This is a genomic window from Paenibacillus sp. TSM33 (assembly GCF_056099025.1).
In genome coordinates this window covers 85,215-110,025 of record NZ_JBLZXB010000003.1, presented here as the reverse complement: position 1 = coordinate 110,025, position 24,811 = coordinate 85,215, and the positions used below count along the sequence as shown (strand labels likewise).

At 46.5% G+C, this 24,811-nt stretch carries 18 protein-coding genes and 1 pseudogene; 15 read left to right on the top strand and 4 right to left on the bottom strand.

Features of this window, described 5'->3' with window-relative positions:
- Positions 1 to 40 precede the first annotated feature (40 nt).
- Complete coding sequence (locus ACN6NF_RS01175) at positions 41 to 1,540, bottom strand: monooxygenase (RefSeq protein WP_474314404.1); 1,500 nt, start codon at positions 1,538 to 1,540, stop codon at positions 41 to 43.
- Positions 1,541 to 1,847: 307 nt separating this feature from the next.
- Between ACN6NF_RS01175 and ACN6NF_RS01170 the strand changes: the two genes are divergently transcribed.
- The 3 genes and pseudogenes from ACN6NF_RS01170 to ACN6NF_RS01160 all read left to right on the top strand — a co-directional run.
- Positions 1,848 to 2,345, top strand: coding sequence for a DinB family protein (locus ACN6NF_RS01170; RefSeq protein WP_474314402.1), 498 nt, complete (start codon positions 1,848 to 1,850; stop codon positions 2,343 to 2,345).
- Between the two features lie 189 nt (positions 2,346 to 2,534).
- Positions 2,535 to 2,687 (top strand): hypothetical protein, encoded by a 153-nt coding sequence (locus tag ACN6NF_RS01165; RefSeq protein ID WP_474314400.1) that lies wholly within the window; start codon positions 2,535 to 2,537, stop codon positions 2,685 to 2,687.
- Positions 2,669 to 3,148 (top strand): annotated as a pseudogene (locus tag ACN6NF_RS01160) (MFS transporter); the annotation flags it as partial. The gene ACN6NF_RS01165 and the pseudogene ACN6NF_RS01160, both read left to right, overlap by 19 nt.
- A 30-nt stretch (positions 3,149 to 3,178) precedes the next feature.
- On the opposite strand, the gene ACN6NF_RS01155 reads toward ACN6NF_RS01160, so the two are convergent.
- The gene (locus tag ACN6NF_RS01155) at positions 3,179 to 4,000 is read right to left on the bottom strand and encodes an endonuclease/exonuclease/phosphatase family protein (RefSeq protein WP_474314399.1); all 822 of its coding nucleotides are present in this window, start codon (positions 3,998 to 4,000) and stop codon (positions 3,179 to 3,181) included.
- A gap of 5 nt (positions 4,001 to 4,005) precedes the next feature.
- Positions 4,006 to 5,670 carry a PTS transporter subunit IIBC gene (locus ACN6NF_RS01150; RefSeq protein ID WP_474314397.1) on the bottom strand — a complete coding sequence of 555 codons (1,665 nt, stop codon included), beginning with the start codon at positions 5,668 to 5,670 and terminating at the stop codon, positions 4,006 to 4,008.
- A 244-nt stretch (positions 5,671 to 5,914) separates the two neighbouring features.
- On the opposite strand from ACN6NF_RS01150, the gene ACN6NF_RS01145 reads away from it, so the two are divergent.
- From ACN6NF_RS01145 to ACN6NF_RS01105, 9 genes are all read left to right on the top strand, one after another.
- Positions 5,915 to 6,922, top strand: coding sequence for a LacI family DNA-binding transcriptional regulator (locus tag ACN6NF_RS01145; RefSeq protein WP_474314396.1), 1,008 nt, complete (start codon positions 5,915 to 5,917; stop codon positions 6,920 to 6,922).
- A gap of 154 nt (positions 6,923 to 7,076) precedes the next feature.
- Positions 7,077 to 9,359 (top strand): glycoside hydrolase family 65 protein, encoded by a 2,283-nt coding sequence (locus ACN6NF_RS01140; RefSeq protein ID WP_474314394.1) that lies wholly within the window; start codon positions 7,077 to 7,079, stop codon positions 9,357 to 9,359.
- Positions 9,360 to 9,383: 24 nt separating this feature from the next.
- Entirely contained in the window at positions 9,384 to 10,049 is a 666-nt protein-coding gene (pgmB, locus tag ACN6NF_RS01135) for a beta-phosphoglucomutase (RefSeq protein WP_474314543.1), read from the top strand.
- Between the two features lie 164 nt (positions 10,050 to 10,213).
- Complete coding sequence (locus ACN6NF_RS01130) at positions 10,214 to 11,692, top strand: spore germination protein (RefSeq protein WP_474314393.1); 1,479 nt, start codon at positions 10,214 to 10,216, stop codon at positions 11,690 to 11,692.
- Entirely contained in the window at positions 11,661 to 12,851 is a 1,191-nt protein-coding gene (locus ACN6NF_RS01125) for a Ger(x)C family spore germination protein (protein ID WP_474314390.1), read from the top strand. The genes ACN6NF_RS01130 and ACN6NF_RS01125 overlap by 32 nt, the downstream gene beginning before the upstream one ends.
- Positions 12,851 to 13,969: a GerAB/ArcD/ProY family transporter gene (locus ACN6NF_RS01120; protein WP_474314389.1), complete on the top strand. Its 1,119-nt coding sequence runs from the start codon at positions 12,851 to 12,853 to the stop codon at positions 13,967 to 13,969. Before ACN6NF_RS01125 ends, ACN6NF_RS01120 begins: the two co-directional genes overlap by 1 nt.
- Before the next feature lie 206 nt (positions 13,970 to 14,175).
- Positions 14,176 to 15,831, top strand: a complete 1,656-nt coding sequence (locus tag ACN6NF_RS01115; protein ID WP_474314387.1) for an SWIM zinc finger family protein — start codon at positions 14,176 to 14,178, stop codon at positions 15,829 to 15,831.
- Entirely contained in the window at positions 15,828 to 18,791 is a 2,964-nt protein-coding gene (locus ACN6NF_RS01110; RefSeq protein WP_474314384.1) for a DEAD/DEAH box helicase, read from the top strand. Before ACN6NF_RS01115 ends, ACN6NF_RS01110 begins: the two co-directional genes overlap by 4 nt.
- Positions 18,792 to 18,903: 112 nt before the next feature.
- Positions 18,904 to 19,248: a hypothetical protein gene (locus ACN6NF_RS01105; RefSeq protein WP_016820169.1), complete on the top strand. Its 345-nt coding sequence runs from the start codon at positions 18,904 to 18,906 to the stop codon at positions 19,246 to 19,248.
- A gap of 91 nt (positions 19,249 to 19,339) precedes the next feature.
- On the opposite strand, the gene ACN6NF_RS01100 is transcribed toward ACN6NF_RS01105, so the two are convergent.
- Positions 19,340 to 21,433 (bottom strand): pectate lyase family protein, encoded by a 2,094-nt coding sequence (locus tag ACN6NF_RS01100; RefSeq protein ID WP_474314380.1) that lies wholly within the window; start codon positions 21,431 to 21,433, stop codon positions 19,340 to 19,342.
- A 341-nt stretch (positions 21,434 to 21,774) separates the two neighbouring features.
- On the opposite strand from ACN6NF_RS01100, the gene ACN6NF_RS01095 reads away from it, so the two are divergent.
- The 3 genes from ACN6NF_RS01095 to ACN6NF_RS01085 all read left to right on the top strand — a co-directional run bounded on the left by ACN6NF_RS01095 (position 21,775) and on the right by ACN6NF_RS01085 (position 24,809).
- Positions 21,775 to 22,296, top strand: a complete 522-nt coding sequence (locus ACN6NF_RS01095; RefSeq protein WP_474314378.1) for a ClbS/DfsB family four-helix bundle protein — start codon at positions 21,775 to 21,777, stop codon at positions 22,294 to 22,296.
- Positions 22,297 to 22,371: 75 nt separating this feature from the next.
- Positions 22,372 to 23,007: a uridine kinase gene (gene udk / locus ACN6NF_RS01090; RefSeq protein WP_013368919.1), complete on the top strand. Its 636-nt coding sequence runs from the start codon at positions 22,372 to 22,374 to the stop codon at positions 23,005 to 23,007.
- 236 nt (positions 23,008 to 23,243) lie between these two features.
- A complete protein-coding gene (locus ACN6NF_RS01085; protein WP_474314375.1) occupies positions 23,244 to 24,809 on the top strand; it encodes a response regulator transcription factor in 1,566 nt (521 codons plus the stop codon).
- Positions 24,810 to 24,811: the final 2 nt, after the last annotated feature.

The following is a 24,811-nucleotide window of genomic DNA, read 5'->3' as shown; positions in this document are numbered from 1 at the left end:
AGGAAACAATATGACCATGTCATGATCATCCCTTTTTCCTTTATACGAACGTCGCAATACCATCCTTAATAACACTCAATATATCCGTTTGTTTCAAAGAAATGGCCCAAGCGATATACCCATCCGGACGGATGAAAACCGTATGCACATCCCTCCATCCAGCAGGCAATTCATCGGCTACGGCCTCCACGTATGAAATATGTGAAAGTGAGATATCGCGAAACTCATTCGATACCTTAGCATCCTGTGCAAGATGGAGAAGCACAAACCGGCCTTCATGAAGAAGATCGTACGCATACGATGTCACTCCGTCAGGCAACCGCAATTCAAAATCAGCAAACCGTTTCCCGTTCAGCGGATGCTGCGGTATAATTTCAGCCCCTGGATAACACACATCCAGTGCGCTGATCTGCTCTGCCATAGATTGATTGATTTCCGGATGGCGGAACCATTCCTCATGTAATTGGCGGTGCGCCAAGACAGCAGGTGTAAAATCCATTAAGCGGGTCTGAACCTCGGTATTCCGTAAAAACTGCGTATTAACCGGATAGCGTTCGTTATGATAGCTATTCAGCAGCGTGTCTGGAGCCCAGCCACGAATCACTCCTGCTAGCTTCCATCCCAGATTCGCAGCCTCTTGCAAGCCAACATTCATTCCCTGTCCACCTGCCGGGAAGTGGATATGGGCAGCATCACCTGCTAGCAGGATTCTCCCTTTACGATAGGTCTGCGCCTGCCGCGTTGCATTCCCAAATCGAGATAACCAGCGAGGATTGAATACGCCAAGATCTGTACCAAGCAGATCGTACAGCTCTGTGCGCACTTCTTCCAGCGTTACAGGTACGTCTTTCGGGACATTCATCAGCCGAGGTGTGGTCAAAATGACCCGATAAATATCTGAAGACACAGGAGCAATCATCACCCCACCTCGTTCACTATATTCGGAATGTACGCCGTTTTCAGGCGGATTGGCTAACTCTACATCCGCTAATACAGCGGTCAGAGTAGCATCCGTGCCCGGAAAAGCAATCCCCGCTTGTTTTCGCACGATGCTCCCGGCCCCATCCGCTCCTACGACATAGGCAGCAGTCATCACCGATACATTGGCTTGTGGTCCAGACGCGCGTACACTCACCACTTCTACGCCCTGCTCCTGCTCCCGCACAGATACCACTTCCATGCCACGATGAACGACAACTCCCAGCTTGAGCGCATGCTCCTCAATCAACTGCTCTGTAATCACCTGTGGGATAAACAGCGTATAATTGGAGGAACTATCAAGCACAGAAAAATCCAAGCGGGTATCCAGCATGGCAAAGTGACCTGTACGTATCGGTCTGCCGTGCTTCATAAACCGCTCCTTCAATCCACGCATATCAAACATCTCAAGCGTCCGTGGATGTAGCGTAAGCGCACGCGACTGGCGAATAGGCTCCTCCAAACGTTCAATCACACATACGCTTACCCTCGCCAATGCCAACTCAGCAGCTAACCACATCCCAACAGGTCCGCCGCCTACTATAATCACTTCATAATCCATGTTCACACCCCTATCTAAAAACTTTATTTCCATCATCAATTGTTTCACAAGAAACAATATATACATACGGAAAGCTCCCCTTTACATTTCCGTATATATTTAAAAACATATCATGCTTTTATTTATTGTTTCGATAGAAACAATTTTATTGTAATTTAATTGAGAACAATTATCAAACATTTTATTTAAATGATTTTTACCCTTTCCTTTAAACCACACCTCCATTTACATTTTGGGAAATATAATTGTATAATCGTAAAATAAGACTAGGCTAGAAACAAGCTCTCCATAGAAGGGATGATCATACATGTCGGATGCCAACCAATTATTCGGTCAAGCGCTGGTTAAATCACTGGTCGGGGAACGTGGACATATTCGCGTGGCTCGGGCTTTGCCGGACATTGACGTCGAGCTGGCAGGGAAGAAACACGCGGAAATGCCCTACAGCATTTATCAACTGCTGAAACATATGATTTACTGGCAGCAATTTATGCTGGAGCATTTGGAAGGACGAAAGCCCCAGCTTCCAGGTAATGTCATGGAAAGCTGGCCCGAAGAAACTGGACCGCAAAGCGAAGAGGCATGGCAGGCTGTCATTAACGAATTTTTACAGGGTGTAGATCGGGCTGTGCAAATTGCCGAAACCGCGCAGCTGGATGAATCACTGGCTCATTTTCCAGGTGAAACAAAAGCGGGGCTGCTGCGGAATATAGCTTCCCACAATTCCTATCATTTGGGTGAAATCGTACTGTTGCGCCGCATTTATGGAGCTTGGCCACCACCAGGAGGCGGCTTTCCTGCTTAAAAGCTACACCACATCCTTATCATACGTGTCACACCTCTAAAATCGCATTGGGATTTAGGCACAGCATGGAGTACGCCTGCGTATCCTATGAAGGAACCCACTGGCTCGAATGGAAGCCGTTCATTCATAATCAGGAGTCATCGGGTAAACGGTTCCTTTGATGCAAGCTCGAAGAGAGGTTTCGAGGATATGGTGAGACACTTATATTTAAATCGTAATATTGCCTGTATGATCGTGATCAGCCTTATTGCTAACATGAGTGGAAGCATGATCCTTCCACTCTTTGCTATTTATGTAGAGCAATTCGGGATATCTACACTTGGCTCCATTGGAGTCCAGTAGAAATCAGCTTAGCCTTTACAATCATCGGCATATAGACCTTTGTATCAGCACCCTTTATTGGCAAAATATCTGATATACTCTAGGATCGCTTGCTGTTATGTATCATCGGTCTATTATTGATCATGCTGGAAATTATCTTATTTTTATGGTTCACAGAACCGTGGATCGTATACTTTGGGATGTTCATCGGAGGTATAGGAGGAGCCAGCTACCTAGATTCCTTTTACTCGCAGCTAGGGGATGTTATTCCTGAAGAAAATAGAAGCTCATTTATCGGCAACGTCGTATCTTTGTCCGAATTGGGGGCCATTGTGTCTCCAATCATTGCAGGCGCACTCATGGACCGTTTTAGCCTCAATACCCCCTTTTATTACAATATGATATTAGTAATGATTGCGATTGTTATTCAATATGTAATTCGATTAAAATCGAAATCCGTAAGAAAAAGGCCAATTGCATAAGCAAGTGGCCTCCTTTGTGTTTTGTGTTCATCACAGCTCCAACTCGACTGCAACGCCGAAATGATCGGATACCACGGATCCTGTTTTCCCGTTCAGTACAACCGTTGAGGATTGAACCTGTACTGTCTTATTGGAGAAAATATAATCAATACGGAGCGGCTCTGCGTTACTTTCCCAGCCTGCAATAGCTTTGATGACCGTGTGTCCTGCATCACGTACTACTGCATTCGGATGGGTGTCTGACCAACCGGATTGCAGTACATAGTCATATCCTTCTCCGCAGACTTCAGCTGCGTTGTTGAAATCACCCATTATAAACACAGGAGTCGGAGCAAAAGAATCGAGCACTTTTGTTGTACGATCCCATAGTCCACGGAAGGATTCCTCATCATTCCACCAGTTATAGTGTCCACTGACAAACCAGGCCTGCACTCCGTCCACTACAGTCTGAATGCCCACAATTTTACGCGAGCGGTAGTTGTCATAATCCTGTATTGAGGAAACGTATTCGTTCACCGTACCTGTAATCGGTGTTTTGGACAGAATCGCCAAACCCTCGTCATATTTAGCAAAACCAATATGCGCGGGAGCCCACGTCCAGTGATAAGCTTCGGACAATAGATCGTTCAGCACATAAGCATAGTTATCACGTTTAATGACAACTTCAGGATCTGCACTATAGTACGCGCCCAAATCGTCCGATGACAACGGAGTCTCTTCTATGGACTGGTTGACTTCCTGCAAAGCAATGACATCAAACTGCTGTTCATCAATAAAAGCAGCCAATTGCTTCAGCTTATCGTGCTGGTTTTCTTCCATCCAAGCATGTGCATTTAAGGTTAACAATTTCAAACGAATCACCTATTGAGTATGTCTTGTATATCTGATTTAAGCACATCGGCCTTTGGTCCGTAAACCGCCTGTACCCCATTATCTACTTTAATTAAGCCCAAGGCGCCTAACGCTTTCCACGTTTTTTCATCCCCGACAGCTTCTGTATCCTTCACCGTCACACGCAGACGGGTCATGCAAGCATCCACCTCGACAATATTCTGCTCACCCCCAAGTGTCTTAATGATATCCGCAGCCAGTTGATTTTGAGTTGAAACCGCTGCCACGCCATCCGTTAATGTACTATCTGCCTCGGAAGTCGCTTGAGGCTCCTCATCTGTATAATTCCCCAGTCTTCCCGGCGTAGCCATTTTGAATTTGCCGATCATAAAATACGCGATAAAGTAGGTTGCTACCGCAAACACAACGCAAGTCAGCACGAAGTTGATTATATCCTGTACCAACCCCGCATTTATAGACAATGGCAATCGAGTCAGCAGTTCAATCATACCAAATGAATGTAAACGCAGATGTATGATATCAGCCATTCCGAACGCGATTCCGGTAAGAATAGCATAAACTACATACAACACGGGCGCTACGAACATAAACATGAATTCCAGCGGCTCCGTCACCCCTGTTAAAAAGACCGCTGCAGCAGCTGAGAAAATCATCGACTTGTACTTGCTCCGTTTATCTTTATCTACACGGCGATACATAGCTACTGCCAGCCCCATAAGGATGCCAGCTCCGCCGATCATTTGTCCTACCTTGAAGCGGGCAGGCGTTACGTCTCCCAGCAAGCTGTTGTAGGCTGCCGGATCAGTACCACGAAGCGCACTGAGATCACTAGCCCAAGCCAGCCACAGCGGGTCTTGCCCAGCAACAACGCTTCCTGCTCCAGAACCCGTGAGCACCGTGTAAACGCCACCAAGTTGAGTATAGTTAATAGGAACGGTCAGCATATGATGAAGACCAAAAGGAATCAACAGTCTCTCCAGTGTACCATAGACAAACGGCGCTACAAAAGGAGCCGACTCTCCCGAAGTCGCCAACCAGACGCCAAATTGGTTAATCCCTCCTTGGACAAATGGCCAGACAGCAGACATGATCAAACTAACGATTACAGACCATAAAATCACGACAAAAGGAACAAAACGCTTACCGTTAAAAAAGGCTAGAGCATCTGGAAGTTTGCGGTAATTATAATATTTATTAAATACCACGGCCCCGACAAAGCCGGAGATGATACCGACAAACACGCCCATATTGAGTGCAGGCGCCCCCAAAATAGAGGTGAAATAACCACTAACCGGAATCGTTGCACCGAAGAGGGTATGGGTAGTTGCTCCCTCTTGGGTTAGCATCTTCGAGGATACGCCCAAAATCGTTCCTGTTGAAATATTGATGAGAACAAAGGCAATTAAAGCCGCAAAAGCGCCGCCCGCCCGTTCCTTAGCCCAGGAACCACCAATCGCCACGGCAAACAGGATGTGTAAATTGTTGATAATGCCCCAGCCCAGATTCTCCATGACCCCGCCGACAGTCACCCAGAAATGAATATCGCCAGCCAACATCGCCACTACTTTACCAAGTGAAATCATAATCCCGGCTGCTGGCATGACAGCAACAACCACAAGAAGTGCCTTCCCAAGCTTTTGCCAAAAATCAAATGATAGAAGTTTTTTCATGCTCGTTCAGTCTCCATCCCTTATAGTATGTATAGCATGGGTAGTGCTCAATAAAAAAATTATGCAATCGGTTGCACGATTATTATAATGATATCGCTTTCTATTGGCAATACCCTAGTTATAAATATCTTGGTTAATGATGATAGAAATACTCGAAAAAGCCGCTAATTTGTTGAAATTGGAGCAATATCGTATGATAGAACATAATATTTTCTGCTTGAGATAGCAAAAGGAGACGAAGACGATGGCAGTAACCATCAAAGATGTCGCAAAACGTGCTAAAGTTGCTACTTCCACCGTATCCCGTGTCATTCAAGACAGCCCCAAAATCAGCGAAGCCACCAAGGCACGCGTTCGCAAAGAAATGAAGGCGCTTGGCTATGAACCCAACTATTCCGCTCAAAGCCTGGCTAACCGTGTCACACAGTCGATAGGCATTATTATGCCTGAATCGGACGTGGCGATCTTTCAGAATCCTTTCTTTCCGGAAAGCCTACGCGGGATCAGCGAATGGGTAAACGAGCACAACTATACACTGTCGATTGTCACAGGCAAAACGAGTGATGAATTGCTATCCCGCGTAAAGCTGATGACCCGGACCGGACGCGTTGACGGCTACATTGTCCTGTACTCCAAGCAAAAGGACAGCATCGTGGAGTATCTTCATAAAGAGAAAATCCCCTATACCGTCATCGGCAAGCCTCAGCAGTTTGTCAGTGAAACTACCCATGTAGACAACGATAACTACCAGGCTGCCAAGGATGTGGTCACTTATTTGACGGGGCTGAATCATGAGCGCATTGCTTATGTTGGCGGTGATCAGGAACACATCGTAAATCTTGAAAGGCTCCGAGGCTACCAAGATGCGCTACGAGAAGCTGGCTTGCCTCTACCAGAAGAATACGTGGTCAGGGAGCCCTTTAATCTGGAGGAAATGCGCACGTTATTACAGGCTTCCCCGCCACCTACAGCGATGATCGTTAGCGACGACCTTGTAGCCATGGCCGTACAGAAAATGCTTGCTCAGTTAGGCGTATCCATGCCAGAGCAGCTCTCCATGGTGAGCTTTAATAACTTGATGCTGGCTGAGCTGATGAATCCCCCTCTTACTTCCGTGGATATTGATATCTTCAGCCTTGGTTATCAGGCTGCCAAAAGTCTGATCGAAAAAATTAAAGACCCGAAAGAATTGACCAAGCACATCATTGTTCCCCACCGAATTGTAGAGCGCAAATCAAGCCAGACACTATGAATCTCTAAGAAATGAACAAGAACTGATTTTGTGGATATTCATAAAATCAGTTTTTTTGCGTTGACAGGGCAAACGGTTGCACTATATACTGAACTCGCTCATATATTGGTTCCGTTAAAACAACGATCTCATTTTCCGAGAGGGGTACGCAATCATGGTTTACAACCGATTATTTGACGTAGATAGTTGGAAGCTGACAACACACACTCTACATAGCACACACATGCGATTACAGGAAAGCTTAACGTCCATAGGCAACGGTTATATGGGCATGCGCGGCAATTTTGAAGAAACTTATTCAGGGGATCATCATCAAGGGACGTATATCTCTGGCATATGGTTCCCTGACAAAACAAAGGTAGGCTGGTGGAAGAACGGCTATCCTGAATATTTCGGCAAGGTCATCAATGCCATGAATTTCATCGGCATCCGTCTGATTGTAAATCAAGAGGAAGTGGACTTATTTACGGCACACATCAGCGATTTTGTACAGGAACTGGACATGAAGCAGGGAATCCTGCGGCGCGCTTGTACTGTGAACGACCAGATTCGTATCACTACAGAGCGTTTTCTGAGCATTACTACACGTGAATTATGCCTGATTGATTATCAGGTCGAAAATATAAGCGATCAGCCTTTAAGCATTGAGCTTGTTCCTTATTTGGACGGCAATACGAAAAATGAGGACACAAACTATGACGAGGTATTTTGGCTGGAAGAGGCCCGCGAGGTTCAAGAGAAATTCATCAGCCTGTCCACAACGACGATAGATAATCCCTTCGGTATTCCGCGCTTTACCGTAAACGCTACCATGGGTATTGTAACCGAGGGGCAAGATGAGCAGACGACGGAAGAGAGCTTTTTGTATGCTGCACGCCACTATCAATATAACGTCTCGCCAGGTGACCGTATCCAACTGCAAAAAATTGTAGCCGTCACCACTTCACGCGATATGGAAAAGGATGCATTGATTCCGCAAGGTGAACGCATCGCCGTGGAAGCTGTCAACAAAGGCTACACCTCTCTTAAGCAAGAGCATATCGACGCTTGGGCCAGACGCTGGGACAAGGCAGATGTCGAAATCGAGGGAGATACGGAGGCCCAACAAGGAATACGCTTTAACATTTTCCAGCTATTCTCTACGTACTACGGTGAAGATGCCCGTCTGAATATCGGACCGAAGGGCTTTACGGGTGAAAAATATGGCGGTGCCACCTATTGGGATACAGAAGCATATGCCGTACCTATGTACCTGGCGCTTGCAGACCCGGACGTAACGCGAAATCTGCTGCTGTACCGTCACCAACAACTGGAAGGTGCCAAGCATAACGCAGCCCAGCAAGGGCTTCGAGGGGCACTGTACCCTATGGTCACTTTTACAGGCGTGGAATGCCATAACGAATGGGAAATTACCTTCGAGGAGATTCATCGTAACGGTGCGATTGCCTATGCCATTTACAATTACACCAACTATACGGGGGACTTGACTTATCTGCATGAATACGGAATCGATGTACTGGTCGAAATTAGCCGCTTCTGGGCCGATCGGGTTCATTTTTCCAACAGTCGTCAGCAGTATATGATCCACGGGGTTACCGGGCCGAACGAATACGAGAATAACGTCAATAACAACTGGTATACCAATACTTTGGCTGCATGGGTTCTGAAATATACATTATCGGTCTTGCCTCAAATTTCGACTGAGAAAGCGCAGCGCCTGGCAGTTACAGCTGATGAGCGTGCACATTGGCAAGATATCATCAACAACATGTATTATCCGTATGATGAAGAGCGAGGCGTCTTCGTACAGCACGATACCTTTATGGATAAGGATTTGCAGCCTGTATCCACTTTGCATCCTAGCAATCTGCCACTTAATCAGAAATGGTCATGGGATAAAATCCTGCGTTCCTGCTTCATTAAGCAAGCGGATGTGCTGCAAGGGCTCTATTTCTTTGGAGACCAGTTCACGCTGGAGGAAAAAGCGCGCAACTTTGCCTTTTACGAGCCAATGACCGTTCATGAATCCAGTCTGTCTCCTTCGATTCATGCCGTGCTAGCCGCTGAACTCAAAATGGAGGATAAGGCAGTCGAAATGTATAAACGGACAGCTCGTCTGGATCTGGATAACTATAATAATGACACCGAAGACGGACTTCATATCACTTCCATGACAGGAAGCTGGCTGGCGATTGTACAGGGATTTGCCGGGATGAGAACCTATAATGAAACACTCAGCTTTTCCCCTTTTCTGCCGAAGGACTGGAATAAATATACGTTTAAAATCAACTATCGCGGCCGCTTGCTAAGTATTCTCGTACAGGAGGGTGAAGTAGTCATTACCCTGCTGGACGGAGAACCGCTGACACTGGAGTTGTATGGACAGCCAACGCACATTACCAGCGGGCAGCCGTTGATGGCGAGCAGTACTTCATAAATGAACCAACCAGGGGGTAAGCAAATGAAGGCAGTCATTTTCGATTTGGACGGAGTCATTACAGATACCGCTGAATATCATTTTCAGGCATGGGGTAGCTTGGCAGCAGCGCTCAGCATCCCTTTTGATCGCGAATTTAATGAACAGTTAAAAGGAATCAGCCGTACGGAATCGCTCGACAAAATACTGGCGCGCGGTAACCTGTCCAATACGTTTTCAGAAGAAGGCAAGCAAGATCTAGCCGTGCGAAAGAACACCGAGTATCAGCGGCTCATCTCGGCTTTGACTCCCGCAGACGTTCTGCCGGGCATTCGGGCGCTTCTGAAGGAGCTTCGTGAAGCAAAAATCGGCATCGCGCTGGCTTCTGCGAGCAAAAATGCAGCGTTTATACTGGATAAGCTGGAGCTGGCACACTATTTTGACAGTGTGGTGGATGTCACTGCCATTCGGCATGGAAAGCCTGACCCGGAAATTTTCCTCGCTGGGGCCGCAAATCTGGGCGTTCAGCCTGCCGACTGTATCGGTATAGAAGACGCACAGGCTGGCATACAGGCGATCAAGGGTGCCGGGATGTTCGCGGTCGGGGTAGGCACGCCTTCGCAAATGCAAGGTGCGGATATCGTGGTAGCTACTACAGCCGAGCTTTCTTTGAGCATGCTGGAGGAACATTTTTACGAGTTCAAAAAATGATCCAATTCAGAAAAGTTCATATAACGTTATATATGACTAAAGACGGACACCATTAGGTGTTCGTTTTTTTTCTTGTACTGGAAAAAGAATAAATGAATATTTATCACTATTTTACACATATTACATGCATATCATGCTTTAAGCTTTTTGAAGGAGGATGAGTCATGGCAAGATCACTCGAGGCGAAATTGGACCATCTAAAAAAGACCCTGGGTCATCTTCCTGATGTCGTCTTCAAGAAAATGAATGTGGGCCAAACGGGGATTCATGTCATTATGATCTATCTCTCCGGTATTGCGGATACGAGCATCATTAACGAACAAATCGTCAAGCCGCTCATTTTAACTGGAGTCCGTGAAAGCCACTCTCAAGTTAATCCTGAGAAAATAAAGGAGGAGCTGATACAACAGACAGCATTTACGATTGATATGGAAGAAGAGACAGACCTTGAGACGTGTGTACACGAAGTGTTATCGGGAAATACCTGTCTGCTGATCGAAGGAACCAATGAAGTCTTTTTTGCTTCTACGGGCCAGTTTCCGTCACGAAGTGTCGATGAACCAAGCACCGAAACTTTGGTTAGAGGGCCGAGAGAAGGTTTTATTGAAGATTTGGAAAGCAACCTAGCAATGGTAAGGCGGCATATCAAAGATCTAAGTTTCAAAATAGATAAAATAACCATAGGAAGGAGATCTTCACGGAAGTTAGCGATCTTGTACATATCAGATATCGCAAATCCGGTGCTAGTTCAGGAAGTTAAACGAAGAGTCGAAACGATTGATGTGGACGATGCTCCCGATACCGGGATTATTGAGCAATGGATCGAGGAACATCCATGGTCTCCGTTTCCCCAGATTCAGGCCTCTGAACGCTCGGATAAAGCCATAAATGCTTTAATGTCCGGAAGAGTTGTCATTATGCTTGATGGCACTCCTTTTGTCCTGATTGCTCCCATGACCTTCTGGATGCTGGCTCAATCTCCAGAGGATTATTACGAGCGTTTTCCTTTAGGAACATTTTTCCGTATGCTTCGTTTAATGGCTCTGTTCATTGCAACATTTCTGCCTTCGCTGTACGTTGCACTTATTTCTTTCCATCCAGGATTAATCCCGCCTGAGCTGGTGATGTCTATTGTTGCCTCAAGGGAAGGGATTCCTTTTCCCGTTTTTGTGGAAGCTCTCATTATGGAGTTATCATTGGAAATACTGCGCGAGGCAAGTCTGCGGCTACCTAAAGGCATAGGACAAGTTATCGGTATTGTAGGCGGTCTTGTTATTGGACAAGCCGCTGTCGAGGCGGCGGTCGTAAGTGCCTTTCTGATTATTGTCGTTGGTCTTACGGCCATTGCGTCCTTTGCAAGCCCGCAGTACAGCGGCAGTATTGGAATCCGGCTTCTTCGTTTCCCCATTATGATGATTGCAGGAATTTATGGGCTGTATGGTGTAATTTTAGCCTTTATTTGTTTAGGCGTACACATGGTCCAGATCAAAAGCTTTGGAGTTCCTTATATGTCACCTCTAGCCCCAATTCGCTTAAGAGATCAACAAGATACTTTAGTTCGGGTTCCTTTTAAATATCTCAAAAAGCGCCCTATGATGCTAAAGACAAAGGATGAGACACATTCTAAATGGAAAGGGAAGTAAGCCTATGAGCTCCTATATCTTTCTACTTCGTCGAACCCTGTGGGTGCAAAAATGCATCGCCACATGGATCGCATGTGTTCTCCTCGCTGGTTGTTGGGACAGCAGAGAGATTGATAACTTGAGTATTATTCAAGGCGTCGCCATTGATACGGATCAGCAGGATATGCTGGAACTTACCTACCAGCACTTAATAGCGCAGAAATCCAGAAAAAATATGTATAGGAACGTAACAACCTTTAACAAAGATTCCATCCAGTCTGCTTCCAGGGAACAGGCCAAGCAGGTATCTCGTGCTCCTTTATACAGTTTTATTCGCTTGATTTTGATTAGTGACCAAGCTATACAAAAAACAAGACTCGACCAATTGTTAGATACGTTTACCCGCTCCTATAAACCGAGCCGAAAATCACTTGTTCTAATCGTAAAGGGCGATGCGAAAGAAGCGCTTAATAAGATGGGCAAACATCAAGAGATACCTTCCATTGACCTTGAAGCTTTGGCCAAAAATAGCGATCTCAACTCCGAAATCCCCCATGAAATGACATTAGGGGAGATCTCTACACACATTTCACAAGAAGCTGACTTCATCATTCAATGCATAGAAACCAATGGAGGCAATCACTTCTCAGGCGCAGCTTTGGTCCGCGGCAAAACGAAGAAATTTGCTAATTGGATAGAGGAAAAGAAAGTCATCGGGATCAACTGGATGCTGGGAAAAACGAAAGATTCAGTTATTAAAACAGAGGACCCACAGTCAAAACAATCCATGGTGTTTGAAGTTGATGATGTCCATACAAAGCTTATCCCCCACCTCAGCGGACAGGATCTCTCATTCACAGTTCGTATTAAAACAGATGTCAAACTAAACGAAAGCACGGTTAATTCTGAAGACTTCCTGAAGGAATCATTCATCCAAACCGCTAAACAAGAGGTGCAGGATGAAATCAAACAGACCATATCCCAATCGCTAAACACCCTTCAGAAAGAAATGAGAGCAGATGTAGTCGGTTTTGGCACAAAAGTAAAAGTGAACTATCCCGCTTACTGGGATCGGGTAAAGGAAAATTGGCAAGATACATTCAGCCAAATACCGATCGACGTTCAGGCTGAAGTACAGATTGAACGAACAGGTGCTTATACAAAAGGAGAGGGAGAGTAATGTCCAACATACCTTCTATCAAGCAGGAAAAAATCTCCACAATTCAAGCCTTACTTACAGTCACTTCGACCGTGTACGCCGTGGGAATTGTCAGTTTGCCAAGAACCATCGCGGAAAAGACGCAAACGCCCGACGTGTGGCAGGGACTTTTGCTGGCAAGTCTGCTTGGGGTAGGCATCATTTTTATCCATGTTAAACTGTGCCGGAGATTTCCAGGGAAGACGTTCTATGAGCTCAATCCTGTGATCGCGGGTAAATTCATCGGCCTGCTCATCAATATTGCATTTATTGTACATTGCACGATGATCTGCTCTTTTGTATGTAGAATGATGGCGGAATTCCTCAAAGGTCTTGCACTGGAGAGAACCCCAATAAGCATGATTCTCTTACCGTTTCTTCTGCTTATTGGGTATTTGACCTGGGGCGGTCTCCATGCAATGGTTCGATTGATTGAGCTTTTTTTCCCTTTAACCTTTATTGTTTTTTTATTGTTGGTCGTTCTTAATGTCAACCATTTTAATCTTGATAATTTGCGCCCTGTTTTCCATAAAGGATGGCGTCCGATCTTTGAATCACTTAAAGTTATACCTTTCTCTACAATGGGTTTTGAATCCATCCTTATACTAACTAATGTGATGACCCACCCACAAAAAGCATGGAAGGCTGGGTCGATCGGCTACTCAATTGCAATGGGTTTATATATTTTAATGGTAACGATGGTTGTCGGCTGTATGTCAGTTGAGGAAGTTTCCCGACTGCAATGGCCAGTCGTTTCTTTTGCACAGCAAATTGAATTCCCTGGTGCGTTCCTGGAGCGATTTGAAATATTATTTATCATTTTGTGGACGATCAAAATTTTCATGACCGCCTCAAACTATTATTTCTATATTGTAACGGGGATCAGCCAGCTCACCCAAAAGTGGAACAGGTATATCTGTTATCTCCCGTTAATTATATTATTTTGCCTGAGCATGTATCCCCAAAATTTTGTTGAAATAGGCAACTTCGATAAAATAATAGGTTATTATGGAATTGCTGTATGCGCGGTAGTACCCTTGGTGCTTCTTGTTATCTCTATGGTCTTCCATCGAACAGAGAATCCGGATGGGAAACAATAGAGAATGCCTCCCCATTCTTGCTGATGACTCAAGCCCTCTTACGCCACAGCGTAAGAGGGCTTTTTACTGTACTTGGCGGTTATACTTCGAAATTTTCCAACTGCTCCCTCCACTCAATTTATATTCGTGAACTGATATAATGGAAGAGTTAAGCTACTATTAGATCAATATCAGATCAACTATTCTCTCTTAGGAGACTAATGCATATGAAGCCAACCTATCTTAGGGATGATATACAGTGGCAGCAGCTTATTCAAAATGTGGCTGACCATTTTAATGATGTGACGATCAAACGGGGTTTTCAGTACTTTAAGCAGGGAAAGGTCAAAGAATTCGCAATGCCTGATGCCGACCATATTGCGGCTGTCGTGGATGGGAATGAACTCTACGAAGTGGATCTCCACTTGAGTGCTTTTGCTGCCAGCAGATGTACATGCCCTGTTCGCACCAACTGTAAGCATATGATCGCCGTATTGCTGAATTACGCGAATGAACAGGAACGTTCCGTCCACGCATTAGTGAACGCTCATTCGGCTGGTTTTACTCGGCTGGCTGCAAAAGCAGACACCCGTACTACACCTGCTTCCCGGTCGAATCTTTCGCCGGAGCACAAAGAAACAACAAGAGATGCTCTTCGTAAAACAGCAAGCAACCTACCAGACATGCCCGTTTCCGAATGGCATGATCTGTTCGATCAGTGTATCGCCCTTAATCACGTGCACACACAAAATTCTCAATATGTGCAAAGTGCTTTAGCTTCGATCTACGCTGTGAAGCCGCCGCTCTCACCTGGTATGCAGCAGCTATATGGATTACATGCTCATCTGCGTGTGCTGGAAAAGCTGGTACCTCAGGCCCCCATGACGGGCTATCCCACTCATACCTATATGGGTTACTACACCCAAATCGCCGCAGATGAGCTGAAAGAGGCGATCGAGCGTGATTTTGAGCGTCCACTGGAGCTGACTGATGAACCGATGCATGAAGCTCGTATGGCAGAAACTTTAGCTTATTTGCGCCGAAAAATGCTGACAGAGTCGCGAAATGGCACTTATTTTTCAGACGCGTATTATCAGTTTTGGCTGTACTGGGTGTATCCTGCAAGGCAGGACTCCAATATATATACGGAAGAATTGCAGCATTTACATGCAGCTGAAGAGGAGCTTAGTGCTACGTTGGCGCGGCTTCCGTGGATGCTGGCTCGGAGCTGGATGTATGTTTACCAAGCGCATGATCATAAAGCATGGGAATTGCTAGAGGAGGCGGAACGAGCTTTTCCACTAAAAATCTCCTCCAACCAATTGCTGTTGTTCTTACATGCGTTGCGACAGGCGGAAGATTGGGTACGTCTCAAAGACGGACTGCGACATATCGGCCCCCTGCTTCACAGTCATCGGGATGATCATTTACAGGATTATATGCATGATTGGGAGCTAGTATTGCAGCACCTTCCAGATGCAGAAGAGGACATGTGGGACACGCTTATGGGTATGCTCCCATTTGCCGGGGAAATGTATGAAGAGGCTCTGCTTGCTCATGAAAAATGGCGGCAATGGATCGACTATCAGCTAAGCATACGCAGTGAACCTTTAAGTTTTCGGGTGAGCGTGCTGCAACCTATTGAAAAGAACGCCCCCGAGTTGCTGCTGCCCTTTTATCATCAAGCGGTAGAACGATATGTGCTGGAAAAAAACAGAGCCAGCTATAAAGCGGCAGTTAAGCTGTTAAAGCGGTTGTTCAAGCTATACAAGAAAATGAAGCAAGAAACACGCTGGGAGCTGTTCTTCACGATCTTTACCAGCCGTCACAGCCGCCTGCGGGCGCTGCAGGAGGAATTGCGGAAAGGGAAATTGTTATCATGAGCCAATATACTGAAACGATTACGGTGCATATCCAATTAACTACCTATGGGGACGCGCTAATCTATGGTGATTCCTCCATGAACTATAGCATTTCCGGCCAACTGTTGAAGCAACGTCTGTTTGCTTGGCATGAGGCTTCATTTTATGGCACCGAGCTGGAGATTCAGCATGTTCAAGACACAGATATTATCGTGCTGCCCTCAGAGCAAGTGATCCCTTTTCTGGCGGAGCAGGAGCTTCTACAGCATATTGAATGGATCTGGGACGAGGCCAATACCCCGTGGCTTCGGCTGATCCCTCCATTGGCTCACTGTATTGAAGCGAAAGCCTATGTGCCCCGCTTTACGTCGTTTCAAGCGGGGAAGCTGCAATGGGAATGGGATGCAGAGGCATTGGAAAATGTCCAACCGGCAGAGCTTGCCTTGCTGGACAGCCTGGATGAGAACGAGCGCGATGGCCTGATCGCGGCATTCTCGGCCGCTGTTTTTCAGCGCTGGTACGGCACCGAAGCGGAAGCCGCTGATTTGCGAAGAGAGTATCCGATTCTCTTCACCCCCAATCGACAGGCTGCTGTGGGCCTGGATGCCCAGGCATGGCTAATCGCCATTGGCTGGAAAGCCGATACCGCGCCATTTCGCCCGCTTCTGCAACTACTGGAGCCAGAGCTGGAGGACGACGAGCCGTCCTGGCAGCTCAAGCTTGTGTTGCAGGACAAGCAGGACCCGGCCTTGCTGGTGCCTGTGCAGCTTGCCGCTGATGGCTTTGCATCCGGCTCATGGCCTGATGCATGGACGGCGCATGTGCGTGAGCGCTCAGCCGGATGGCTGGAACGCTTGACCGCCATTTTGCCCGCAGGGCAGCGTGCCGGAAGCCGCGATGACATACTGAGCCGCCCGCTCTCTGACGAAGCTGCGTGGCAATTCCTGACGACCGACAGCCAACGTCTGCTGGAAAGCGGTTGGCAGGTGCTGCTGCCCGCTTGGTGGGAGGCGGCCACCCGCAAGAAGCCGAAGCTGCGGGCCAAGGTACGCCCAGGCGAAGGAGCGGGAGAACGCTCGAAGGGGGGCTCGCTGTTCGGACTGGATTCGATTGTCCAGTTCGATTGGCGTGTGGCCATCGGTGACGCCGATCTGAGCGAGTCGGAGTTCGCCGAGCTTGTGGCTCGCAACGAGCGCTTGGTGCGCTTCCGCGGCCAATGGATCGCGCTCGACCCTGCGCTGCTGGCGCAAATCCGCCGGGCCATGGCCGGGATCGACAGCACTCAGGGATTGTCCTTTCAGGACATCCTGCAGCTGCATCTGCTCGGCAACACCGACGAGCCTGAAGGCGACGCCTCGGGCGAGCAGCCAGAGGACCCGGCACGCTTTCGACTGGAGGTCGAGCTGAACGCCCATCTGCTGAAGCTGATCAGCCAGCTCGGACGGCAATCGGAATGGCCCGCTCTGGACGTACCCGATGGGCTGCGAGCCGAGCTGCGGACGTATCAGCAGGACGGATATGCCTGGCTTGCCTTTTTGCGACGCTTCGGATTGGGCGCATGCCTGGCCGATGATATGGGCCTCGGCAAAACGGTGCAGTTTATTACTTATTTACTGCACCTACAGGAAATTGCCGCCGAGACGGGTGTGCGCTCCAGTTCGCTGCTGATTTGCCCGACTTCGGTGTTGGGCAACTGGCAGAAGGAGCTCAGCCGCTTCGCTCCTTCCTTGAAGGTCATGCTGCACTATGGAAGCAAGCGGGAGCAAGGAGGCTTGTTCCGCGAAAAAGTCGAGCAAGCCGATGTCATCCTGACCTCCTTCGCTACGGCAACTCTGGATCAAGAGCTGCTGCAAAGTATGACTTGGGATTCGATCTGCCTGGATGAAGCGCAAAACATTAAAAATGCGCAAACCAAGCAATCCACAGCTGTGCGCAGCTTCCCTGCACGTCATCGTATCGCGTTGACAGGAACACCTATTGAAAATCGGCTGTCCGAGCTATGGTCCATTTATGATTTTATCAATCCAGGTTATCTGGGCAGCTCACGCGCCTTTAGCAATCGCTTTATGAATGCTATTGAGAAAGAACATAATGAGCAGCGCACGCTGGATCTGCAAAAGCTGGTTAAACCCTTCATGCTGCGGCGCAAAAAGAAGGACCCTGCGATACAGCTTGATTTGCCTGACAAGAACGAGATGAAAACGTATATTCACCTCACCTCCGAGCAGGGCGCGCTCTATGATCAGATTGTTAAAGAACTGATGGAACGGATGCAGAAGCTGGAGGGGATTGAGCGCAAAGGAGCCATTTTATCAGCTCTGACTCAGTTGAAGCAGCTTTGTGACCACCCTGCTCTCTTATCCAAGGAGACACTCCTGGATGCAGCAGCTTCAGGTTATGGTCTGCCCGATCTTGAAGCGGTTATTAGCCGTTCATCCAAGCTGGAGCGCATTCTGGCTATGGTCAAGGAGCTGCGGGAAGAGGGCGAGCGCTGTCTTATTTTTACGCAGTATATTGGTATGGGTCAGATGCTTCAGCAGGTACTCGCTCAGGAACTTCAAGAACCCGTGCTCTATCTGAACGGTAGTACATCCAAAACTGCGCGTGACCGAATGATCGACCAATTCCAATCGCACACGCTTCCCCCTGACGAGCAGCCGTCTGTGTTTATTTTATCGCTCAAGGCCGGGGGGGTGGGTCTCAATCTGACGGCTGCCAACCATGTCTTTCACTTTGATCGCTGGTGGAATCCGGCTGTGGAAAATCAAGCTACAGACCGAGCCTACCGGATGGGACAAACCAAAGATGTACAAGTTCACAAATTTATCTCGCTAGGCACGCTGGAGGAACGCATTGACGAGATGCTGGAGAGCAAGCAGCAGCTCAGCGACCAAATCATCACCAGCACCGAGGGCTGGATTACCGAGTTGTCGACGGATGAACTGAAAGATCTCTTCACGCTACGGCGCGACTGGGCATAATGAGGTGCTAAGTTCGTTATATGCCTATTTTAAGGAAGAGTAGTTTATAGCACGGTCCAACACTCCTTTGTGTGCATTTAATATCTCATCACAACAAAGGAGTTGATTTTTAGTGGCCATTCGTCCTCCACAAACGCTGAAATCTACGGGCAGAAAGGTTCCTGTTACGAGATATCGCAATGTGAGTCCAACCCAAACCCTTCGTAGATTTACAGTTATCTGGGCTAACAATGATGGTGTACCCTTTAACACGTCTGGATTTTTTGCAACACTCCGGCGTTTAGATGGAACCTTTGTGCAAGCTGCAGGCTTCGACCGCTTTGGTACTGCCCGATTCAACAGAGTCCGCACACCTACGAACCAGCCTTATATACTGCGTACTTTTAGAGATGACGGAGTATTATTCCGCGTTAGATCCGTACCTGCTGGCGTATCCTCATTTGTCGTTATTGGTTAAGTTCGTACCGAACGCAGCCTAAACGTGTTTAACAACAAAAGCAGTCAGAACAGAGCGCATCTGTCCTGACTGCTTTTTTCAAACTACCTACCTACTCGGAATCTTCTTCCACTTGTACGTCTTTCGTAGCGGCTGTATTGTACACCGTTTTGAACCAGTTCTCGCTCGGCCAGTTTAGCTTGCCTGCACCCGCTCCATCCTTGGCCTGCAATTGAGCAACCAGGTTGGCAGGGTCTTCAGCTCTATAGCTGTATGGCAGTGTTGTGAACCCATTCCAAGAGAAGCTCTTAGCCTTTGCTGGATAAGGAGCTAGTGGACTATTCGCAGCGTCACTGCCTCCTCTGAACACGGCACCGTTGTCCGAAAAGATCACATCCTCGGCTTTGATTTTACCTGTATAATCCGCTTTGTTAGGGTCTTTTTGATTATTACGTACTGGAGAAAATACATCTATTAAATACGATTTTTCTAGCAAAACCGTGCCGTTTTCTGTTGAAATCGCACCATTACCCACGACGTCAAAGTGATATCCTTTGGCAGCGATCGCTTTGGCCATGTCGGACGTAATTCTTTTTTTGGCTCTGGCCAATCCAGCATCATCCATAACGATGTTATATGCATGAGCATTACCTCCACGCAAACGTGGCATACGGTCCTGAATATCCAGATAATAATTATGATGCAGCGTCACTTCCAAATCAGCATTGTCGCCTGCCATTTCGGTGGCACCCACCAGATGCGCTTTCTTTTGTCCTGCTGCAATATCAATGATATCTTCTTTACTCATGCCCACTGCACTGCTTCTCAAATAAGCGTACATAGGATAGGAGGACTTATCTGCTTCCATGGCGTTGACTTGTTGGGTTACCCAGCTGTTGGAGCTGCGGTCATCTCCTTTGAACAAGGACCAGGAAATCGTAACTCCGTTACTACCCTTTTTCACATCTACCAGACCATCATAGGCTTTGTTAAATGTACAATGGTCGATCCATACCTTAGAGCTTGCACCTTCAATGGTAATATAATCCCAATCATTCTTGTCATAATTTCCTTTGGTTGCTTCATCCCATTCCCACAGTTCATCAAATTCAAGGTTACGGAAAATCAAATTAGAGCTTCGTTTGATGACAAAACCGGCATGCTTGATTTTCGCACCATTGGCTGAGAACATCGTAACTCCATTCATATTCTCGATATAGACTTTGCTCACCCCTGTCTTTTTCAGAACAGGATGGGTTTGTACAGGATTGTTGGCGCTAAATGGCATTACCTTCGCAGCGCTAGGGATTTCATTCCAGCCAAGGTCCAGATCATTCATAATCTCAATCACTTTAACCTTGCTGCCTTTTTTCAATGCTTCGTTGAGATCTACAGCATTGTACACCTTTTTGTAATTGGCATCGGTATCGGCAATGTTCCCACCACCTGTATTACCATACGAAAAGCCAGTCAAATTATAATTATTTTGGGAGGTTACACCAGGCTCCACCCCAGGAGTCGGTTGTTCTGTACCTGGTGTCGGCTTCACAGGTGGTGTACTTGTACCCCCTTCTGAAGAAGCACCCGATACAATCACATTATCGAACTGGGCAACGGTTTTAGCCGTTACCAGGCCTATGGCTCCAGCTGTGAGGCTGGTGTCTGTTGCGGACAGCTCCAGTTGATCATTAACATACATTTTGATTTCCAAACCGGATAGTTCCAGCTTCACTCTGTACCATGTATTGGTGTCCAGTTTGTATTTTTTATTGGTAGCCAGTGTCTTCATGGAGCCATTAACTTTTTTACGAATCTCAAGGGCTCCGCCTTTCTTGTTGTACAACGATGCTGCATAGAAGTTGTTAGAGTCTGTGTATCTACCTGCCACATATACTCGATTAGAGCCATTGAAATCATTTACATATACATCTGCTTGCACACTATAATTTGTCCATGAGGTATTGCCTTTTACGGAATGGCTTTCGCTTCGACTAGATTGTTGGTATGTAGAACCATTCCCGTCCTTGACCACAGACCAGTTCCCTGAATCTGCGGACCAACCTTGGGCTTCTCCTTGTTCAAAATCATCACTTACCTGTACATTCTCGTCAGCCTGTGCATGGCCTAATAGCGGTAATGATAAAGACAGTGCCAACGTACTGCTTAACATTACACTTGCACATTTTTTTAACAAACTCGATTTCATATAACAATTCCCTTCTCAATTGGATTTATGAATACTAAAGCAAACGGTATATAACGTATTGATGGAGGAAATCATATCCATACACCAATGAGGGCCCCTAATCGCTATACTCCAATAATTATAGGCACTTAAATAAATATTAAAATATGTCTAATTACTTATCTTTTGTCTTAATTTTTCTATTAATTTTTCGTTCTTTTTCGCGAACACACCAAATGATGTTTCATAAAATCACAAAAAACGAGATTTTTTTATTTTTGAATAAGACATACGGTTGTCATATTGAGAATGGTACATATAAAGGGGTGAGTATCACCAATATCATGTAAAGGAGCGATTAGATGTCTAGCTACGACTACGCTTCCAAATCAGAGTTAAAAGAAGCCATTCATACCTCCTACTTACGATTTGACGGTGAGTTCCAGGAGATCGACGAAAGCCACAAGGATACTCGAATCGACGAAGTAGATAAAACACCCGCAGAAATGATAGCCTATCAGCTCGGATGGCTTCATCTTGTCATGAGTTGGGACAGAGACGAACGAGAAGGGAAAACCGTCATCATGCCTGCCCCGAATTATAAGTGGAATAGACTAGGCGAACTATACCAATCATTCTACAAGACCTATTCCCACTACTCTCTGTATGAATTACGCGATATGTTCAAGTTGGCTGAGCAAACGTGGCTGGATTGGGTGGACACACTCAGTCATGAAGAGCTCTTCACCCAGGGCATTCACAAGTGGACAGGCACTAATCCGAACTGGCCTATGGCGAGATGGATTCACATCAACTCCGTAGCACCGTTTAAAACATTCAGAGCCAAGATCCGGAAATGGAAGAAATACAACGTGCAACAGTGATGAAAAAAAGTGTGCATTGTGCTACAATACTTGAGTTGTATCGGGATACATTTAGGGAAGGGTAAGTGAAACGCCATGCTTATTATTGGTATTGCCGGCGGTACAGGTTCCGGTAAATCGACGGTAGCACGCGCCGTCGTTGAGCGTCTGGGATCTAATAAAGTGACTTTCATATCTCAGGATAACTACTATAAAGACCATTCACATCTGAGTTATGACGAACGTGCTTTGGTCAACTATGATCATCCGTTTGCCTTTGACAACGACTTGCTGATTGAGCATCTCCAATGTCTGAAAAAAGGACAAGCAACTCAAGCACCTGTTTATGACTTTACGGTTCATGCCCGTTCCACGGACGAGACGGTAGAGCTTCTGCCGAATCATATCGTTATGTTGGAAGGTCTGCACGTGCTGTCAGACGAAAAACTCCGCAGTCTGCTTGATATTAAGGTATTTGTGGATACAGATCCTGATGTGCGCATTCTTCGTCGGGTTCTTCGCGATATTGAGGAACGTGGTCGCACCATCCATTCGATCCATGATCACTATTTGACGACGGTTAAGCCGATGCACGAGGCATTTATTGAGCCTTCCAAGAAATACGCCGACCTGATCCTGCCTGAGGGAGGACATAACGAGGTTGGTATTCAACTGCTGTCTATTTTGACTGAAAAGTATTTGGCAGGAGATCGGACATGGGGTACTGTATAAAGTAATCCCGGTTGTTCAGGCTGTCGAGATTTTCTCGGCAGCCTTTTTTGTCTTATATATGCCATTTGAACTAAATTATCTTTGGAATCACCGTGTCGTTTATGTTAGCATGTAAAGATTGAATGCATTCGTCTTTAGTTAAATTTGGAAGCGTTATCAACTGTGTCCGTCAGGTGATTAGGCCCTCGCCTTAATGGCGTCTTTTTTGAATAGATATAATTATGGAGAGTGCTGTCATGAATGAGCTATGCAACATTTTGATTGTAGATGATGAGATATTGGTGCGGCAAGGGATCAAACATCATTTGTCGTGGGAACAATACGGATTTCGAATTGTAGGTGAGGCCTCCAACGGGAAAGAAGCCCTGGAGCTGATTGAAGCCTTGCGTCCTCATATTGTCATTACAGATATCGTAATGCCGATCATGGACGGCGAAGAGCTGACACGCATAGTCAGACAGAACTATCCAGATATCGAGGTCATTGTGCTCAGCAGCTACGGCGAGTTTAATTACGTACGCTCCACCTTTCAGCAAGGTGTGGCTGACTATATTTTGAAGCCGAAGCTGGACACAGATGAGCTGCTTCAAGTGCTTCAGCGAACGGCCCGCAAAATCCCATCCATTCAGTATCAGGAAGATGCCGGGAATAATCGAATTACGATAGATCATGTGATCGAAAAATTGATCTCCGGCTATAGCATAGATTATGACGCTGAACTGCTGAAGCAAGCATTTCCTTATCCCCGTTTTGCGCTCATAGGTATAGAACAGTCGGTACAGCAAGATAAGGGGCGCTCTACTACTACCTCTGCTTCGGACCTATTTTCCAAGCTTACAGATCGGTTAGCCTCTGCCTGTGAACACATGGTTCTGCGACAACTGCCATCTGATGTGTATGCAGCTGTTTTTTTAGCCAATTTGGAGCCACGGGAATTAGACGCCTGGATGGCTGCGGTTAGGGAAGTTGCTCAAGAGACGAAGCAGGTCGATCCACAGACAGGCTGGGCGGTCAGTCATCTATTTGATGATTTTAACCAGATTAGCAATGTCTATCAGGATGAGCTGCCCAAATTACTGAGTTACCGCTTTTATTTCCCAGAGACAGCGCTGCTGATGGAAGATGAACTCCCTCAGCCTGTTCAGGTGAATCGTTCGTTTAACTTAAAACAGTTTACGGAAGAGATGAAGCGTGAGCATTTTGATACGGCTTTTCAGGATTTGAGGTCCTATGTAGCCGCCATGTCCGGTAACTATACCTCTACCGCTTTTGAATTCAAATCGCTGCTCGGAAATATCGTGTTCAACATTACAATTTTGCTCGGGAATCAGGGGTATGATATGAAGGAGCTGGATGCGGCGAAATATTCGTATTTCAAAACAATTAATGATGCTCCTCATATACATGAAGCCGTGCGGTTGCTGGAGACTTTTTTGGAGGAAGCGAACCGACAGATCCTGGCCAAAACACAGCAAGGAAGTAGTACAAGCATGAAAAAACTGCTGGAGTATATTGAGGAACATCATGCTGAAACACTCAATTTGACGACCCTTGGGCAATATTTTCATTTTAACCCCTCTTATTTGTCCAGTTATTTTACGGCACACCATACAGAGGGATTTAGCGAGTATCTGAACAAAATCCGGGTTGAGAAGGCTGCTGAATTACTGCGATCGGGGACGCTGCCCATTTCAGATATTAGTAGTACAGTAGGTTATTCGGACCCCAGCTATTTTACTAAAGTGTTTAAAAAAGTAAAGGGCTTCTCGCCCAGCCAGTACCGCCGGGAGCATCTCCATTAGTG

Bases quoted from the DNA above. Each gene is read 5' to 3' on its own strand.
- ACN6NF_RS01175 (WP_474314404.1), bottom strand. From the start codon at position 1,540: ATGGATTATGAAGTGATTATAGTAGGCGGCGGACCTGTTGGGATGTGG.
- ACN6NF_RS01170 (WP_474314402.1), top strand. From the start codon at position 1,848: ATGTCGGATGCCAACCAATTATTCGGTCAAGCGCTGGTTAAATCACTG.
- ACN6NF_RS01165 (WP_474314400.1), top strand. From the start codon at position 2,535: ATGGTGAGACACTTATATTTAAATCGTAATATTGCCTGTATGATCGTG.
- ACN6NF_RS01150 (WP_474314397.1), bottom strand. From the start codon at position 5,670: ATGAAAAAACTTCTATCATTTGATTTTTGGCAAAAGCTTGGGAAGGCA.
- ACN6NF_RS01145 (WP_474314396.1), top strand. From the start codon at position 5,915: ATGGCAGTAACCATCAAAGATGTCGCAAAACGTGCTAAAGTTGCTACT.
- ACN6NF_RS01140 (WP_474314394.1), top strand. From the start codon at position 7,077: ATGGTTTACAACCGATTATTTGACGTAGATAGTTGGAAGCTGACAACA.
- pgmB (WP_474314543.1), top strand. From the start codon at position 9,384: ATGAAGGCAGTCATTTTCGATTTGGACGGAGTCATTACAGATACCGCT.
- ACN6NF_RS01130 (WP_474314393.1), top strand. From the start codon at position 10,214: ATGGCAAGATCACTCGAGGCGAAATTGGACCATCTAAAAAAGACCCTG.
- ACN6NF_RS01125 (WP_474314390.1), top strand. From the start codon at position 11,661: ATGAGACACATTCTAAATGGAAAGGGAAGTAAGCCTATGAGCTCCTAT.
- ACN6NF_RS01120 (WP_474314389.1), top strand. From the start codon at position 12,851: ATGTCCAACATACCTTCTATCAAGCAGGAAAAAATCTCCACAATTCAA.
- ACN6NF_RS01115 (WP_474314387.1), top strand. From the start codon at position 14,176: ATGAAGCCAACCTATCTTAGGGATGATATACAGTGGCAGCAGCTTATT.
- ACN6NF_RS01110 (WP_474314384.1), top strand. From the start codon at position 15,828: ATGAGCCAATATACTGAAACGATTACGGTGCATATCCAATTAACTACC.
- ACN6NF_RS01100 (WP_474314380.1), bottom strand. From the start codon at position 21,433: ATGAAATCGAGTTTGTTAAAAAAATGTGCAAGTGTAATGTTAAGCAGT.
- ACN6NF_RS01095 (WP_474314378.1), top strand. From the start codon at position 21,775: ATGTCTAGCTACGACTACGCTTCCAAATCAGAGTTAAAAGAAGCCATT.
- udk (WP_013368919.1), top strand. From the start codon at position 22,372: ATGCTTATTATTGGTATTGCCGGCGGTACAGGTTCCGGTAAATCGACG.
- ACN6NF_RS01085 (WP_474314375.1), top strand. From the start codon at position 23,244: ATGAATGAGCTATGCAACATTTTGATTGTAGATGATGAGATATTGGTG.